Source organism: Telluria sp. GW821-FHT07G12, assembly GCF_059418525.1.
Genome location: NZ_JBWKQA010000005.1, coordinates 1 through 13,903 on the forward strand (window position 1 = coordinate 1; position 13,903 = coordinate 13,903).

Sequence of the window (13,903 nt, forward strand, 5' to 3'; positions counted from 1 at the left end):
GGCGCTCTGCTGGGGTGATGGATGGGGACGTCAGGACATTGTCGCATGAGTTGTAATTCGGGCATGTACGCAACAGGGTTCCTCTCCTGCGCTATAGTTGAACGATCGTTCACTTTCATGAAAGGGATGCCATGTCCACCACCGAGACCAACCAGCAGATTCGCCTCGCCTCCCGCCCCGTCGGCCTGCCGACCGACGCCAACTGGCAGCTCGTCGACGAGCCCCTGGCCCCGCTGGAAGACGGCCAGGTGCGCGTGAAAGTCCTCTACCTGTCGCTCGATCCGGCCATGCGCGGCTGGATGAACGAAGGGAAGTCGTATATCCGCCCGGTGGCGATCGGCGAGGTGATGCGCGCCGGCGCGGTGGGCGTGGTGGCGGAATCGCGCTCGCCGCGCTTTGCCGTCGGCGAGCACGTCAGCGGCGGCTTCGGCGTGCAGCGCTACTGGACCGGCGCGGCCGACGACAAGGCCAACCCGCTGGTGAAGATCGATCCCACGATCGCCCCGCTACCCGCCTGGCTGAACGTGCTGGGCATGCCGGGCATGACGGCCTATTTCGGCCTCACGGAAATCGGCCAGCCGAAGGCCGGCGAGACGGTGCTGGTGTCGGCCGCCGCGGGTGCGGTCGGGGCGACAGTCGGACAGGTCGCGAAGCACCTGGGCTGCCGCGCGGTCGGCATCGCCGGCGGCGCCGACAAATGCCGCTTCGTGGTCGAGGAACTCGGCTTCGACGCCTGCATCGACTACAAGGAAGGCCCGATCGGCCCGGGGCTGAAGCAGCACTGCCCGGACGGCGTCGACGTCTACTTCGACAACGTCGGTGGCGAGATCCTGGACGCCGCCCTCACCCGCATCAACATGAAGGCGCGCATCGTGATCTGCGGCGCGATCTCGCAGTACAACAACACGACACCGGTGAAGGGGCCGGCCAATTACCTGTCGCTGCTGGTGAACCGCGCGCGCATGGAAGGGATGGTGGTGTTCGACTTCGCCCATCGCTATCCGGAAGGCGTGGCCAAACTGGCGCAGTGGCTGCGCGAGGGCAGCTTCAAGCACCGCGAGCACGTGGTCGAGGGTCTCGAGAACTTCCCGGCCGCCCTGCTGATGCTATTCGAAGGGAAGAACTTCGGCAAACTGGTATTGAAGATCGCCGACGCCTGACCGGGTTTGCCACTGAGCGCGGCCAGCGCAATCGAGTTTCACGTCAGCCGGAACTATCGCATCTAGTGCCTCTCTAACCGCACGAGCGCATCCGTAACGCTCTCGGGTTTGATTGTTCACCGACAGGCACAAGGAGATCGATATGGCCACAAGCAAGGACGGCGGCAAGGGCGCGAGCTCGGGCGGCAACGAGCAGAAAAGCCAGCCTGCCAAGCGCGGTTTCGCTGCAATGGACCAGAACCAGCAGCGTCAAATCGCCAGCAAGGGCGGCCAAGCCGCTCACCAGAAGGGAACGGCGCACGAATTCGATTCGGAGGAAGCGCGCCGCGCAGGCCAGAAAGGCGGGGAAGTGGTCAGCCGTAACCGCGCCCACATGGCCGACATTGGCCGCAAAGGCGGGGAAAGCCGGCAATCGGCCAACCGCGCCGCGGCCGCCGCCAAGGGGGGCAACCGCCAGGGCGGCAAGCCGGAATAAGGATAGGGAAAGCGGCAACGCCAGGCTCCTTGTCTGACCAGGGATGGCATCCACGGGTGCCGTCCCGTTACCGGTTGTTCTGCGCCGGCTTCCTCACCGGGAGCGCACTCTATGCTAGAGTGCGCATCCCATGTCCGATGCCCCCTTCCTCAAATACCTCGGCGCCTATCCGGCCCACCTGCTCGACCAGGTCCGCGGCCTGATCGCCGACGGCAAGCTGGCCGGCCACCTGCGCAGCCGCTATCCGCACGCCCACGCGGTCCGCACCGACAAGGCGCTGTACGGCTATGTGCAGGACCTGAAGGACGAATACCTGCGCAACGCCGAACCGGTCGCCAAGGTCGCCTACGACAGCAAGATCGGCATCGTCCAGCAAGCCCTGGGCCTGCACACCGCCATCTCGCGCGTACAGGGCGGCAAGCTGAAGGCCAAGCACGAAATCCGCATCGGCAGCGTGTTCCGCGACGCCCCGCCGGAATTCCTGCGCATGATCGTCGTGCACGAGCTGGCCCACCTGAAGGAAAAGCAGCACGACAAGGCCTTCTACAAGCTGTGCTGCTGGATGGAGCCGGACTACCACCAGTTCGAGTTCGACTTGCGGCTCTACCTGACTCAGCTTGAACTGGGCGGCGAGCGGCTCTGGGACTAAGCTCCCACGACGCACATAACGAACTATCAAGGCGCCCGCGCAACAAATATCACAAAGTATCCACAAGGAAATAGTTTCCATGCAGCACGCATGGTAGGATGGACTCATCGATTGCCCCCGTCCCCGGCATCGAGCCTCCAACCGGCCCTTACCCCGCCGTTTTCCGCCTGGATTACTGGAGTGGCCATGCACCATCCCACCACATCATCCGAACAAGACCGCCTCAAGGCACTCGACTCGCTGGACGTCCTCGACACGCCCGCGGAACAACGCTTCGACCGCTTCACGCGGCTGGCCGCGCTCACCTTCGGCGTGCCGATCGCGCTGGTGTCGCTGGTCGACGGCGACCGCCAATGGTTCAAGTCGCGCTGCGGCCTTGACGTCACGGAGACGCCGCGTTCGATCGCCTTCTGCAGCCACGTCGTGGCGCAGGCCGAGATGATGGTGATCGAGGATGCCGCCCTGGACCCGCGCTTTGCCGCCAATCCGCTGGTGCTAGGTGCGCCCTACGTGCGCTTCTATGCCGGCCAGCCGCTGTTCTGCGACGGCCAGCCGGTCGGCACCCTGTGCGTCATCGACCGCGTGCCGCGGACCTTCGACGACGAGCAGCGCCAGGCCCTGCGCGACCTCGCCGGCCTGGTCGAGATCGAGCTGGAGCACATCAAGCTCGCGACTGCGCGCCTGATGGCCGAGCAGGCCCTGAAGGCCCTGAACAAGGAACTGGAACAGCGGGTCGCCGCGCGCACGGCGGAACTCGAGCGCAAGGTCGGCGAACTGTCGCAGGAGATCCTGCGGCGCAAGGAAATCGAGGTCTCGCTGCAGCACAGCGAGGACTGGAACCGCAGCATCGTCGCCTCCTCCTACAGCGGTTTCGTCGGCGCCGACGCCGACGGCCGCGTCATCGAATGGAATGCCTCGGCCGAGCGCATCTTTGGCTGGTCGCGCACGCATGCGCTGGGGCGCAAGCTGTCCGAATTGATCGTGCCGCCCGCACTGCGCGCGGCGCACGAAGCAGGCATGCGGCGTTGTATTGAAACCGGCCACGGCCCGGTCTTGAACAGCAGGCTGGAATTGCCGGCACTGACCGCGAGCGGTCGCCAGATCACGGTCGAAATGACCATCAGCAGCTATGAATGGAAGGGCATGCGCTGCTTCGGCGCGTTCATGAACGACATTTCGGAGCGCATCCGCACCCGCCAGCAGCTGGAAGAAAAGCAGGAACTGCTCGACGCCGTGCTCGAGACGATCGACGTCGGCGTGGTGGCCTGCGACGCGGCCGGCAACCTGTCGCTGTTCAACCGCGCGGCGCGAACGGCCTCGGGGCGGGACCTCGACCGCATCGCGTCCGCCGAATGGTCGGCGCATTACTCGCTCTACCATGTCGACGGCCGTACCCCGCTGACGTTGGACGAGGTGCCGCTGGTGCGCGCGCTGAAGGGCGAGACGGTACGCAACCAGGCGATGGTGATCGCCCCGAAAGGCGACGTCCCGCACACCCTGCTGGCCAGCGGCCGCCCGCTGCGGAGCAGCTCCGGCCGTCCGCTGGGCGCGGTGGTGGCGCTCAAGGACATCACGACGCTCAGCGCCGCGCGCCAGGAAATCGAAGCGAACGAGCGCCGTCTGCATGCCATTACCGAAAACCTGCCGGCAATGATCGGCAAGGTCGATGCAGGCGGCCGCTTCACTTTCCTGAACGGCCACGCACTGAAGGCCTACGGCAAGAGCGCCGACGAGCTGCTTGGCAAGGACGTCTCCGCAGCCTATTCACCTGCCGATCATGCGCGCCTGCTGCCCTATCTGGAACGTGCAGCGGCCGGCGAGCACGTGTCTTTCGAATATGTGGCGGGCGATTCGGCACGCGCGATGCATTACCAGTGCAGTTTCGTCCCGCAGCACACAGCCGACGGGCGGCCGGACGGCTTTTTCGCCATGGCCTTCGACGTTACCGAGCGCAAGCTGGGCGAGCTGCGCCTGGCCGACAGCGAGGAAAGGCTGCGCACCATCACCGACAACGTGCCGGTGCTGATCGCCCACCTCGACAGCGCGCGCCGCTACGTGTTCGCGAATGCCGTGCACCAGTCCTGGCTGGGCAAGGCGTCAAGCGCGATCCTCGGCAAGACCATGGAAGAAGCCTTCGGCGCCGACTACGTCGCGCCCCAGGCCAAGGCCCTGGCCCAGGCCTGGAGCGGCCAGGCCTCGCAGTGCGAACACGAGATCGTGCGCAAGAAGCACACCCGCATCGCCCACACGACCTTCCTGCCGCAGATGCGCGACGGCCAGGTGGTGGGCGTGTACGTGCTGACCCTCGACACCACCGCCTCGCGCCTGCACGAGCGCAGCCTTCACGCGCTGGCGCACACCGACACCCTGACCGGTTTGCCGAACCGCCGCCACTTCGAGAACGCCTTGCAAAACGCGGTCAAGCGCGCCTCCCGTCCGGAGCGTGGCACCGCCCTGCTCTACCTCGACGTCGACCATTTCAAGCAGATCAACGACCGCTACGGGCACGCCGTCGGCGACGCCGTGCTGATCGAGTTCGCGCACCGCCTGCGCGGCGCGGTTCGTAGCTCGGACCTGGTCTCGCGCCTGGCCGGCGACGAATTCACGGTGCTCCTGAACGACGTGGCCGGCGAGGCCGACGTCGAGGCGGTGGTGCGCAAGATCCAGGCCGCGATGCTTCCGTCCTTCGAACTCGATGCGGTGGTGCTGCAGCTCAGCACATCGATCGGCGCGGCGCTGACCGAACTGCCCGACCCGCCGCCCGAGCGCCTGCTCGACACCGCCGACCGCGCCCTGTACCGGGCCAAGGAAGCGGGCCGCAATACCTGGAGCATGCTGCGCCTTGGCCGCAGCATGGCGCTGGCGCACGGCTGAGGGTTCAGGCGGCGCCGCGCTGCCGCCTGACGGCCAGCGCCGCCTCGAAGGCCAGCACCGCCGCCGCGCTCCAGGCCAGCAGCGGCATCAGCGCGCACAGGCCGATGCCGAGCACCACGGCCGCCGGCGGCGTTGCGCGCCAGGCGCCGGGCAGCAGCTTCGGCAGCCCGAGCGCACCGGCGCGGCGGCGCTTGAAGAACATCACCCAACCCGACACCAGCGAGAACAGCACACTGGCTGCGAACACGAACAGCAGCAGCTGGTTCCATAGCCCCAGCTCGCCGCGGTGGAAGGGAATGCCGACCGCGGTGGCCTTGCCGAAGGCCGTCTGACGCTCCCAGCCCGCGTAGTACAGCACCCGGCCGTCGTAGGCATTCAGCACCAGGTCGAAGCGGCTGGCCGGATGGCGCCTGTCGGCCGAGCTGGCGCGCCACACGCCGTGCGGGCCGCGCGGGGGCGTCAACTGCGGCGCGGTGTCCGGCACCAGTGTGCGGGTGCGCTCCCAGGCCTGCTGGTAATTCAGCGGCTCGCCCTGGGGCATCGAATGCAGGCGCGCCGGCACCTGCGGCGACGCCTGGCCGGACCAGTCGCGCAGCGCGCGCACGTTCTCGCCAGCGTAGCGGCTCCAGGTGATCCCGGTCAGGACCATGGCCAGGCTCAGCAGGCCCAGCGCCACGCCGATGAAGGCATGCCATTGCTTCCACCCCGTCCTGCCACGCGCACCGGCACGCGGCAGCGCGGGCTGGCCGGGCTGGGGCCACCACAGGACCACGCCGGTCAGCAGCATTACCAGCATCCAGCTGGCCGCCAGTTCGATCATCCAGCGCAGCGACTCGCCCTGCAGCAGGCGCGAATGCAGGCGCCGCGCCCATTCGCTGAAGCGCTCCTGGTCGCGCTGGCTGCCGAGCACCCGGGCGCGGTAGGGGTCGACGAAGACGGTGATGCGCTCGCCGCCCTGCCCCGGCCGCGCACTGGCTGGCGCCGGCAGCGCCGCCGGCTCGCCATGGCCCGCATGCGCGCCGGCCCCGGGCCTGGGCGGGCCGAAGCCGACACGGACCGCATCTTCGGCGCGCACCGGCGGCACCACCGCCTGCACCTCGAAGCCGGCCGGCGCCGCCCTGCGCGCGGCCTCGACGGCGGCGTCGAGCGGCAGCTGCTTCCCTTGCGGCGCGACGCGCTCGAACTGCGCGTACAGGGCGGCTTCGATTTGCGGCGTGAAGATGTAGAGCAGGCCCGTCAGCGTAGCCACGAGGGCGAACGGCGAGGCGATCAGCGCCGCCCAGAAGTGGATGCGCCAGAACAGGCTGCGGCGCTGTGCCGTCAGAGATCCCATTTCAGCTCCGCCACCCAGGTGCGCAGGGGATAAGGGTGGAAATTCCAGTACTGGTAGTTGTTCAGGTTGTCGATGCCGACTGCCGCCGTCCAGTGCCGGTCGAGGCGCCAGACCACGCGCAGGTCGGCGGTGAAGTACTTGCTGGCGCCCTGGTAGGCGAAGCCGTTCGGGTCCGAGTTGTCCAGGGTCGAATACTGGCGGCCGCTGTAGCGCCCCGCCAGCGTGGCCGCCAGCCGGTCGCTGGCGCGCCAGGTCGCCTGGGTCGCCGCTCGCCATGCCGGAATGCGCGGCTGCCACTTGCCGACGCTGGCCGGGAACTTGTCGTTGCGGTCGATCTTCGAATCGGTCCAGGTCAGGCTGGCGTTCAGGTCCAGGCCGCGCAGCGCCACGTCGCTGGCGCCGTAGGCGGCCTCCAGGCCTTTGGTGCCGATGCGGTCGACGTTCTGGACATTGGTGACGTTGGGCGTCACCAGCACGTTGGTCTGCGAGTAGAGGGCGTCGCGGGTGCGCTCGCCGAAGGCCGTCAGGCGCAGCTGGCCCGTCTCCAGCCTGCACTCCGCCGTCAACTCGCCGGTCCAGGATTTTTCCGGTTTCAGCTTCGGGTCATTGTTGATCAGGGTGCCGGCCGCGTTGATGCCGCCCTGGTACAGCTCGGACACCGTCGGCATGCGCACCGCTCGTCCCAGTGAGGCTTTCAGCAGCCATTCGTCGGTCAGCTGGAACGCCAGCGCGGCCTTCGGCGACCAGTAATGCTCGCTGCGGCTGCCGTGGGCGACGCTGGTGCTGGCGTTCGAGGTCTTGCCGTCGCGGGCTTCCCAGCGCTCCGCGCGCAGGCCCAGTACCGTCTTCCAGCGCGGCGCGAACTTCCAGGTGTCCTGGGCATACAGCGCATCGACCATGGTGCGGCCGCTGAAGGCCTGGTTGCGGGCGCCGGGGCCACCGGCCAGCCAGTCCGCGGTGGCGTTCTCGATGCTGCGCAGCTTGTAGGCCTCGCGCTGCCAGCCGAATTCCGCGACATGCGCGCCGTCCCGGCGCCACACGCCCTTGGCGGCAAGCGTGTGCCAGCCGGTCCCGCCCTGGTCGACGATGCGCCCGGCCCCGCCGCCGGCGGCCGCGGGCAGTGCAACGGTCGGCGCGCGCAGCAGGTCGCGATCGTAGTCGTACAGGCTGGCGGCCAGCTCCCAGTCGAAGCTCGCGTGCGTGCTGGTTTTGAGGGTCAGGCCGTGCATCAGGTGGCGCAGACTCTCGTTGGACTGGTTGAAGTCGGTCGACGCCAGCGTGTAGGCGCGGCCGGCGATGTTCACCGCGCCGCCATACACCGGCTGGCCGGCGGCATCGCGCAGATAGCTCCGCGGGCGGCCCTGGGCATCGTTGTCCCACAGCCCGAACACGTAAGTCGCGCGCAGGGCCGGCGAGAAATCATAGGCCAGCTTGGCCTTCAGGTGCTCCTGCCTCGTGTGGTACTGCGTGGCCGCGCCGAGGATCAGCCAGTCGCGCCCCGTGCGGTCCTGGCCGGGCACGGCGCCCGTCACCGGCGTACCGGTGCTCGAGGCGGCGGTGGCCGGATAGCGGGTCGGGAAAGTCAGCGGCTGGCCCTCGCTTTCCAGGCGGCTGAGGTCCAGGTACCAGGACCAGGCGCCGGCGCGGTTGCCGAGCGAGAAGCTGCCCTGGCGGCCGTGGTACGTATCGTCGGTGCCGTACAGCTTGAAGGGCTGGTACGAGGCTGCGAACTTCGCATGCGCCTCGAAGCGCGAAGGCATGCGCGTGACATAGTCGACCACCGCGCCGACCGAGTTGCCGCCATAGGCCGCCGAAAAGGGGCCGTACAGTACGTCGACGCGCTCGATTTCTTCCGGGCTGACCATGCCCCAGCGCGGCGCGAAGCTGGCGCCGTTGCCGAGGTAGTTGGACAGCAGGATGCCGTCGGCGTACACCGCCGAGCGCGCGCTGTTGCCGGTGCCGGAGGCGCGTGTGGACAGCACCGCGTGGTTGTAGTCGCCGATGTAGCGCTTGCGCACCAGCAGGCTGGGTAAATATTTGAGCGCGTCCTCGGCGTCGCTGGCGTTGATGCCGCGGGCGATCTCCTCGCCGCTGACGGTTTCGATGGTAGTCGGGATCTGGGTCGGCAGCGAGGTGGGACGGTTGCCGCTGACGATCACGGTGCCCATCTCGCGCGCCTCGCGCGGCGTTTCCTGGGCATAGGCGGTGGACGTGGCGGCGGCCAGCGCCGTCACTATCAATAGCGGCGCCGGCGATCTGCTTGCATGTTTCATTCTTGTTCCTGTGGTGGCCATGGAACCGGTTCGATGGTCAAACGGGCTCATGGTTCAGTCGCCCGAAGGGGCTGTCGGCACGCGTCAAGGCCTGGCGCCGCGCGAAGGGACGCGGCCGGTGGCATGACGCTGCGGTGCTTGCGGGGCGGCGCGATGCCGCAGGAAATCAGGCAGGCGGGGCGCGCGATTGCGCCAGCGACCAGGGGAACAGCGGGCGCGGGGCGTGGTAGTAGAGCGGCGGATAGATGTCGCGGCCGGCGGGCGCCGCGAAGGACATGGCGGGCGGCGGCAGGCCGTGGCTGGCCGCATGGGACACGCAATAGCCGCAGTGGTTCATGGCCTTGTGCAGCTTGCCGGCGCTGGATGCATCTGCGTCATCCGGCGCGAGCGCCACGGGCATGGTGGTCATGCCCAGCGCGGTGCAGACCTCGATCGTCATGGCGGCGGATGCGGGCGCCTCCATGGCATGCGACACCAGCGGCGCGAACGCATTGAACAGGATGGCCAGGCAGGCGATCCAGGCAATCCGTGCGCGAACGAGGCTATGCCGTGTCAGGGTGTGCATGCTTGCATTATAGGCCACGGGCTAGTCAGGCGCGTTACGTTGCCCCTGCACAACGAATATTGCCTTTCATTCGACAGCATTAGAAGTTCGCTATCGACTTTCAGTTTCCCTCCGTATAAAGTCAATCTCGCGCTAGTTGCGCCCGCGTTTCAGTCCTATTCCTGCCCGAGCCTCCGAAGTCGAGAAAGCAAGTGATGCCGCAACACCTTCCTGGCCGTTTTCTGTCCCTCCCCCTGCTCGCGTTCGGCATGCTGCTCGCAAGCGGCGCGAGCGCACAGGACGATGGCGCCACCGCGCCGGGCTGGAAACTGTCCGGCTTCGGCACGATCGGCGCCGTGCACTCCAGCGAACGCAACGCCGACTATACGGCCAGTGCGCTGAAGGCCGACGGCGCCGGCGCCACGCGCAGCTGGAGCGCGAACGTCGACAGCCGCCTCGGCGTCCAGCTCGACCTGCGCCTCGACCGCCGCTGGTCGGCGGTGCTGCAGGTGGTCAGCGAGCAGGGACTGGACAACAGCTACCGCCCGCACGTCGAATGGGCCAATGTGAAATACCAGGCGACGCCCGACCTGGCCCTGCGCTTCGGCCGCATCGCCCTTCCCATGTTTCTCACCGCGGATTACCGCAAGGTCGGCTACATCTACCCGTGGGCGCGCCCGCCGGTCGAGGGCTACAGCGCGCTGGCCTTTACCAGCAGCGACGGCGTCGACGCCACCCTGCGCTGGAGCGCGGGGCCGCTGCGCAATGCCTCGCAGCTGTTCTACGGCCGCGACGACGTCAAGCTGATCGACCCACTGCGCGCCTCGGCGCGCGGCATCGTCGGCATCTCCAACACCAGCGACTGGGGTGCGCTCAGCGTACGCGCCAACCTGATCCGCGCCGAGGTCACGACGGACATCGGCGACGCGCTGTTCGACGCCTACGAGATCGCCGGCCCGGCCGGCGCAGCCATCGCGCATCGCTACCGGATCGACCACAAGATCGCCAGCATCGCCAGCATCGGCATGAATTACGATCCGGGTACCTGGTTCCTGATGGCCGAGGCAAGCCGCACCCATACCGAGTCCCTGCTGGGATCGACCAAGAGCGCCTACGCCAGCGCCGGCATGCGCCTGGGCGCCTTGACGCCTTATCTCAGCGTGTCCGCGGTCCGTGCCACCAGTGCGACCGCCGATGCAGGCTTGCCGACCGGCGGCCTGCCGCCTGCGCTGGCAAGCCAGCTGGCGCAGCTGAACGCCGGCCTGAACCTGCTGCTGGCCACCATCCCCCAGCAGAACAGCCAGGCCGTCGGCCTGCGCTGGGACCTGGCCAGCAACGCCGCCCTCAAGCTGCAGTACGACCGCGTCACGCCCTACCATGGCTCGCGCGGCACGCTGATCAACCTGACGCCCGCCTTCCGTTCCGGCCGGACGGCCCACGTGGCCAGCGTCGCCCTCGATTTCGTGTACTAGGATGAGGACCGGCCGCATCAGGCGCCTGCTCGCGGGCGCCCTCCTTTCCCTTGCCGCCGCCGGCGCCGGCGCCGCCGACCTGGTGGTGATCGTGTCCGCGAAGAGCCAGCTGAACGCACTGCGACCCGACCAGGTGGCTGCGATCTTCCTGGGCCAGACCGCGCGCTTTCCGGACGGCCTCGAGGCGGTGCCGCTCGACCTGCCGCTCGGCTCGCCACTGCGCGACGACTTTTACCTGCGCGTGGCCAGCAAGACCCCGGCCCTGTTGAAAGCCCACTGGTCGAAGATGGTGTTCACCGGCCGCGGCCAGCCGCCCGCCGAGGCCCGCGACAGCGCCGCCGTGCGCCGCCGGGTGGCCGATAATCCGGAGCTGATCGGCTACATCGAACGCGCCGCGCTCGACGCCAGCGTGCGCCCGGTGCTGATGGTGCGATGATGAGCCAGGCCGCCAAGCCGCCGCGCATGTCCCGCCGCCTGGGCCGCGCGCTCGAAACCCATATCGCGCTGCCGCTGTTCGCGCTGCTGCCGCTGATCGCGATCTGGATCGCCACTTTCCACTTCATCGCCGCCGAACACGATGCCGCCGTCGCCTCCGCGCGCGACGCCGCGCGCGAGCAGGTCGACACCTACGAAGCGCAGATGGTGCGCAGCCTGACCGCCATCGACCAGACCCTGAAAGTGCTCAAGTACGCGGTCGAACAGCACGGCCCCGAGGCCGCGCTCGACCAGCTGCGCCGCCAGGCCCTGCTGCCGCCCGGGCTGGTGTTCGCGGTCAGCATCGCCGACCGCGACGGCAGGATCGTCGCCGGCAACCCGGCGCCGCGCCCGCAGGAGGTGGGCGGCGAGGCCTATTTCAGGGCGCACCTCGACGCCGACAGCGGCCTGCCCTACGTCAGCCAGACCGTCGCCGACAGCATCAAGCCGGAGCACCACCTGCATTTCACGCGCCGCATCAATGACGCCGCCGGCCGCTTCGCCGGCGTCGCCATCGTCGAAGCCGACCCGGCCTATTTCACCAGCGCCTACGAGCGCTCGCGCGAGGGCGAGCTGGGGCTGATCGGCCTGATCGGCAACGACGGCCTGGCGCGCGCCCTGCGCATCGGCGACAAAGTCAGCTGGGGCCAGCGGATCGCACTGGACCGCATGCATGACGATGCGATTGCACCCTCCCCCACCGCGCCCGACGGCGTGGTGCGCTATGCCAGCGTGCGCCACCTGCACGGCTTCCCCTTGGCCGCCGTGATCGGCCTGGCCGAGAGCGAGCAGATGGCGCAGTACGAGCAGCGCCGTGGCAACTACATCGTCGCGGCCGTCGCCGGCAGCTTCCTGTTGATCGCCGTGGTCGGCATGGTCAGCGCCTGGTCATGGCAGCTGTCCAAGGCGCGCCGGCGCGAGCGGCGCGCGCAGGAAACCTATGCGGCCGCCTCGGAAGCCAGTCTGGACGCCTTCTTCGTGCTGCGCAGCGTGGTCGACGCCGACGGTAAGGTCACCGATTTCCTGGTCGAGGACACCAATTCGCGCGCCGAGCAGGTCACCGGTGTCCCCAAGGACCAGCTGCGCGGCCGCCTGCTGGGCGAGCTGCTGCCCTATTACCGCGTGAACGGCATGTACCAGGAACTGCTGTCCGTGGTTGCCAGCGGCGAGGCGGTCGAAACCGAATGGCAGGCCGCGAATTCGCCGGCCGTCGGCCGCTGGCTGCAGCGCCAGATCGTGCCGGTCGAAGGCGGCGCGGTCGCTACCGTGCGCGACATCACCGAGCGCAAGCTGGCCGAGGAGCGGATCCGCCACCTGGCCCACCACGACGAGCTGACCGGCCTGCCGAACCGCAGCCTGATCCGCGACCGCCTCGACCAGGCGGTGCTGAACGCCCAGCGCAACGGCAAGCATCTGGCGCTGGCCTTCGTCGATCTGGACGGCTTCAAGCTGGTCAACGATGGCCTCGGCCACAATGCCGGCGACGAGCTGCTGAAGGTAGTCGGCCGCCGCATGCAGGCCTGCCTGCGCAGCAACGACACTCTGGGCCGCCTGGGCGGCGACGAATTCGTGATCCTGCTGCCGGACGTGTCCGACCAGGCGCTGGCGCTCACGCCGGTGCTGGAAAAGATCCGCCAGGCCGTGACCGAGCCGGTGGCGATCGGCGACCAGGCGGTGCAGGTCAGCTGCAGCATGGGCGTGGTGGTGTACCCGCGCGACGGCGAAGACCCGAAAACCCTGATGATGAACGCGGACGCGGCGATGTACCGCGCAAAGGATTTGGGCAGTAATAACTTCCAGTTCTATACTCGTGAAATGAACGCGAGCGTGGAGGAAAAGCTGATGCTGCTGGAAGGGATGCGCAAGGCCTTGGATGCCACGCAGTCGGGCGCGCTCGTCCCCGGCCCCGCGGGTCATTTCTTCCTGATGTACCAGCCCAAGGTCGACTTGCGCACCGGCCGCGTCTTCGGCGTCGAGGCCCTGATCCGCTGGCGCCACCCGGAGCACGGCATGGTGCCGCCGCCGCGCTTCATCGGCCTGGCCGAGGAATCCGGCCTGATCGTGGCGATCGGCGAATGGGTGCTGCGCACCGCCTGCCGCCAGGCCCGGCTCTGGGTCGACGCAGGCCTCGATCCGCTGACGGTGTCGGTCAACGTCTCGGCGCGCCAGTTCGAAGAAAAGCACCTGGTCGAGCGCATCGCCGTGGCCCTGCGCGACACCGGCCTGGCGCCGGATGCGCTGGAGCTGGAGGTGACCGAAAGCCTGCTGATGCGCGACCAGAACCAGGCGATCGAACGCATGCGCGCGCTGAAGGACATGGGCGTCTCGCTGTCGATCGACGACTTCGGCACCGGCTATTCGAGCCTGTCGGCGCTGAAGTCCTTCCCGATCAGCACCCTCAAGATCGACAAATCCTTCGTGCGCGACCTGGCGACCAGCCCCGATGACCAGGCGATCGCGCTGGCCGTGATCTCGCTCGGCCACCGCCTGCAGCTGCGCGTGATCGCGGAAGGCGTGGAGACCGAGGAGCAGCGCGAGTTCCTGGCGGCCAACGAGTGCGATGAGATGCAGGGCTACCTGTTCTCGCCGCCGGTGGCGGCCGAACGCATCAGCGAGATGCTGCAGGCCCAGACCCGGACGGCGGCCTGA

Annotated in this window: 10 protein-coding genes; 7 read left to right on the forward strand and 3 right to left on the reverse strand. The window is 68.3% G+C overall.

Annotation, left to right across the window (positions count from 1 at the left end; all coding sequences use genetic code 11):
- The first annotated feature begins 131 nt into the window (after positions 1 to 131).
- The 4 genes from AC07PE_RS18600 to AC07PE_RS18615 all read left to right on the forward strand — a co-directional run bounded on the left by AC07PE_RS18600 (position 132) and on the right by AC07PE_RS18615 (position 5,158).
- On the forward strand, positions 132 to 1,160 hold the full coding sequence (locus AC07PE_RS18600; RefSeq protein ID WP_498767154.1) for an NADP-dependent oxidoreductase: 1,029 nt from the start codon (positions 132 to 134) through the stop codon (positions 1,158 to 1,160).
- Positions 1,161 to 1,302: 142 nt separating this feature from the next.
- Positions 1,303 to 1,635: a KGG domain-containing protein gene (locus AC07PE_RS18605; protein ID WP_498767156.1), complete on the forward strand. Its 333-nt coding sequence runs from the start codon at positions 1,303 to 1,305 to the stop codon at positions 1,633 to 1,635.
- Between the two features lie 130 nt (positions 1,636 to 1,765).
- Positions 1,766 to 2,284, forward strand: a complete 519-nt coding sequence (locus AC07PE_RS18610) for a M48 metallopeptidase family protein (protein ID WP_498767158.1) — start codon at positions 1,766 to 1,768, stop codon at positions 2,282 to 2,284.
- A gap of 186 nt (positions 2,285 to 2,470) precedes the next feature.
- Complete coding sequence (locus AC07PE_RS18615; RefSeq protein WP_498767160.1) at positions 2,471 to 5,158, forward strand: PAS domain-containing protein; 2,688 nt, start codon at positions 2,471 to 2,473, stop codon at positions 5,156 to 5,158.
- Between the two features lie 4 nt (positions 5,159 to 5,162).
- Here the strand turns inward: AC07PE_RS18615 and AC07PE_RS18620 are convergent, their stop codons facing one another.
- The 3 genes from AC07PE_RS18620 to AC07PE_RS18630 form a co-directional block, all read right to left on the reverse strand.
- Positions 5,163 to 6,491: a PepSY-associated TM helix domain-containing protein gene (locus AC07PE_RS18620; RefSeq protein ID WP_498767162.1), complete on the reverse strand. Its 1,329-nt coding sequence runs from the start codon at positions 6,489 to 6,491 to the stop codon at positions 5,163 to 5,165.
- A complete protein-coding gene (locus tag AC07PE_RS18625; RefSeq protein WP_498767164.1) occupies positions 6,479 to 8,764 on the reverse strand; it encodes a TonB-dependent receptor in 2,286 nt (761 codons plus the stop codon). Before AC07PE_RS18625 ends, AC07PE_RS18620 begins: the two co-directional genes overlap by 13 nt.
- Before the next feature lie 166 nt (positions 8,765 to 8,930).
- Positions 8,931 to 9,329 (reverse strand): DUF2946 domain-containing protein, encoded by a 399-nt coding sequence (locus AC07PE_RS18630; protein WP_498767166.1) that lies wholly within the window; start codon positions 9,327 to 9,329, stop codon positions 8,931 to 8,933.
- A 248-nt stretch (positions 9,330 to 9,577) separates the two neighbouring features.
- Between AC07PE_RS18630 and AC07PE_RS18635 the strand changes: the two genes are divergently transcribed.
- Genes AC07PE_RS18635 through AC07PE_RS18645 form a run of 3 tightly spaced genes read left to right on the forward strand, consistent with a single transcriptional unit; the run spans position 9,578 to position 13,903 of the window.
- Positions 9,578 to 10,780: a porin gene (locus AC07PE_RS18635; RefSeq protein ID WP_498767168.1), complete on the forward strand. Its 1,203-nt coding sequence runs from the start codon at positions 9,578 to 9,580 to the stop codon at positions 10,778 to 10,780.
- 1 nt (position 10,781) lies between these two features.
- Positions 10,782 to 11,216, forward strand: a complete 435-nt coding sequence (locus AC07PE_RS18640) for a phosphate ABC transporter substrate-binding protein (protein ID WP_498767170.1) — start codon at positions 10,782 to 10,784, stop codon at positions 11,214 to 11,216.
- Positions 11,213 to 13,903, forward strand: coding sequence for a bifunctional diguanylate cyclase/phosphodiesterase (locus AC07PE_RS18645; protein WP_498767172.1), 2,691 nt, complete (start codon positions 11,213 to 11,215; stop codon positions 13,901 to 13,903). The genes AC07PE_RS18640 and AC07PE_RS18645 overlap by 4 nt, the downstream gene beginning before the upstream one ends.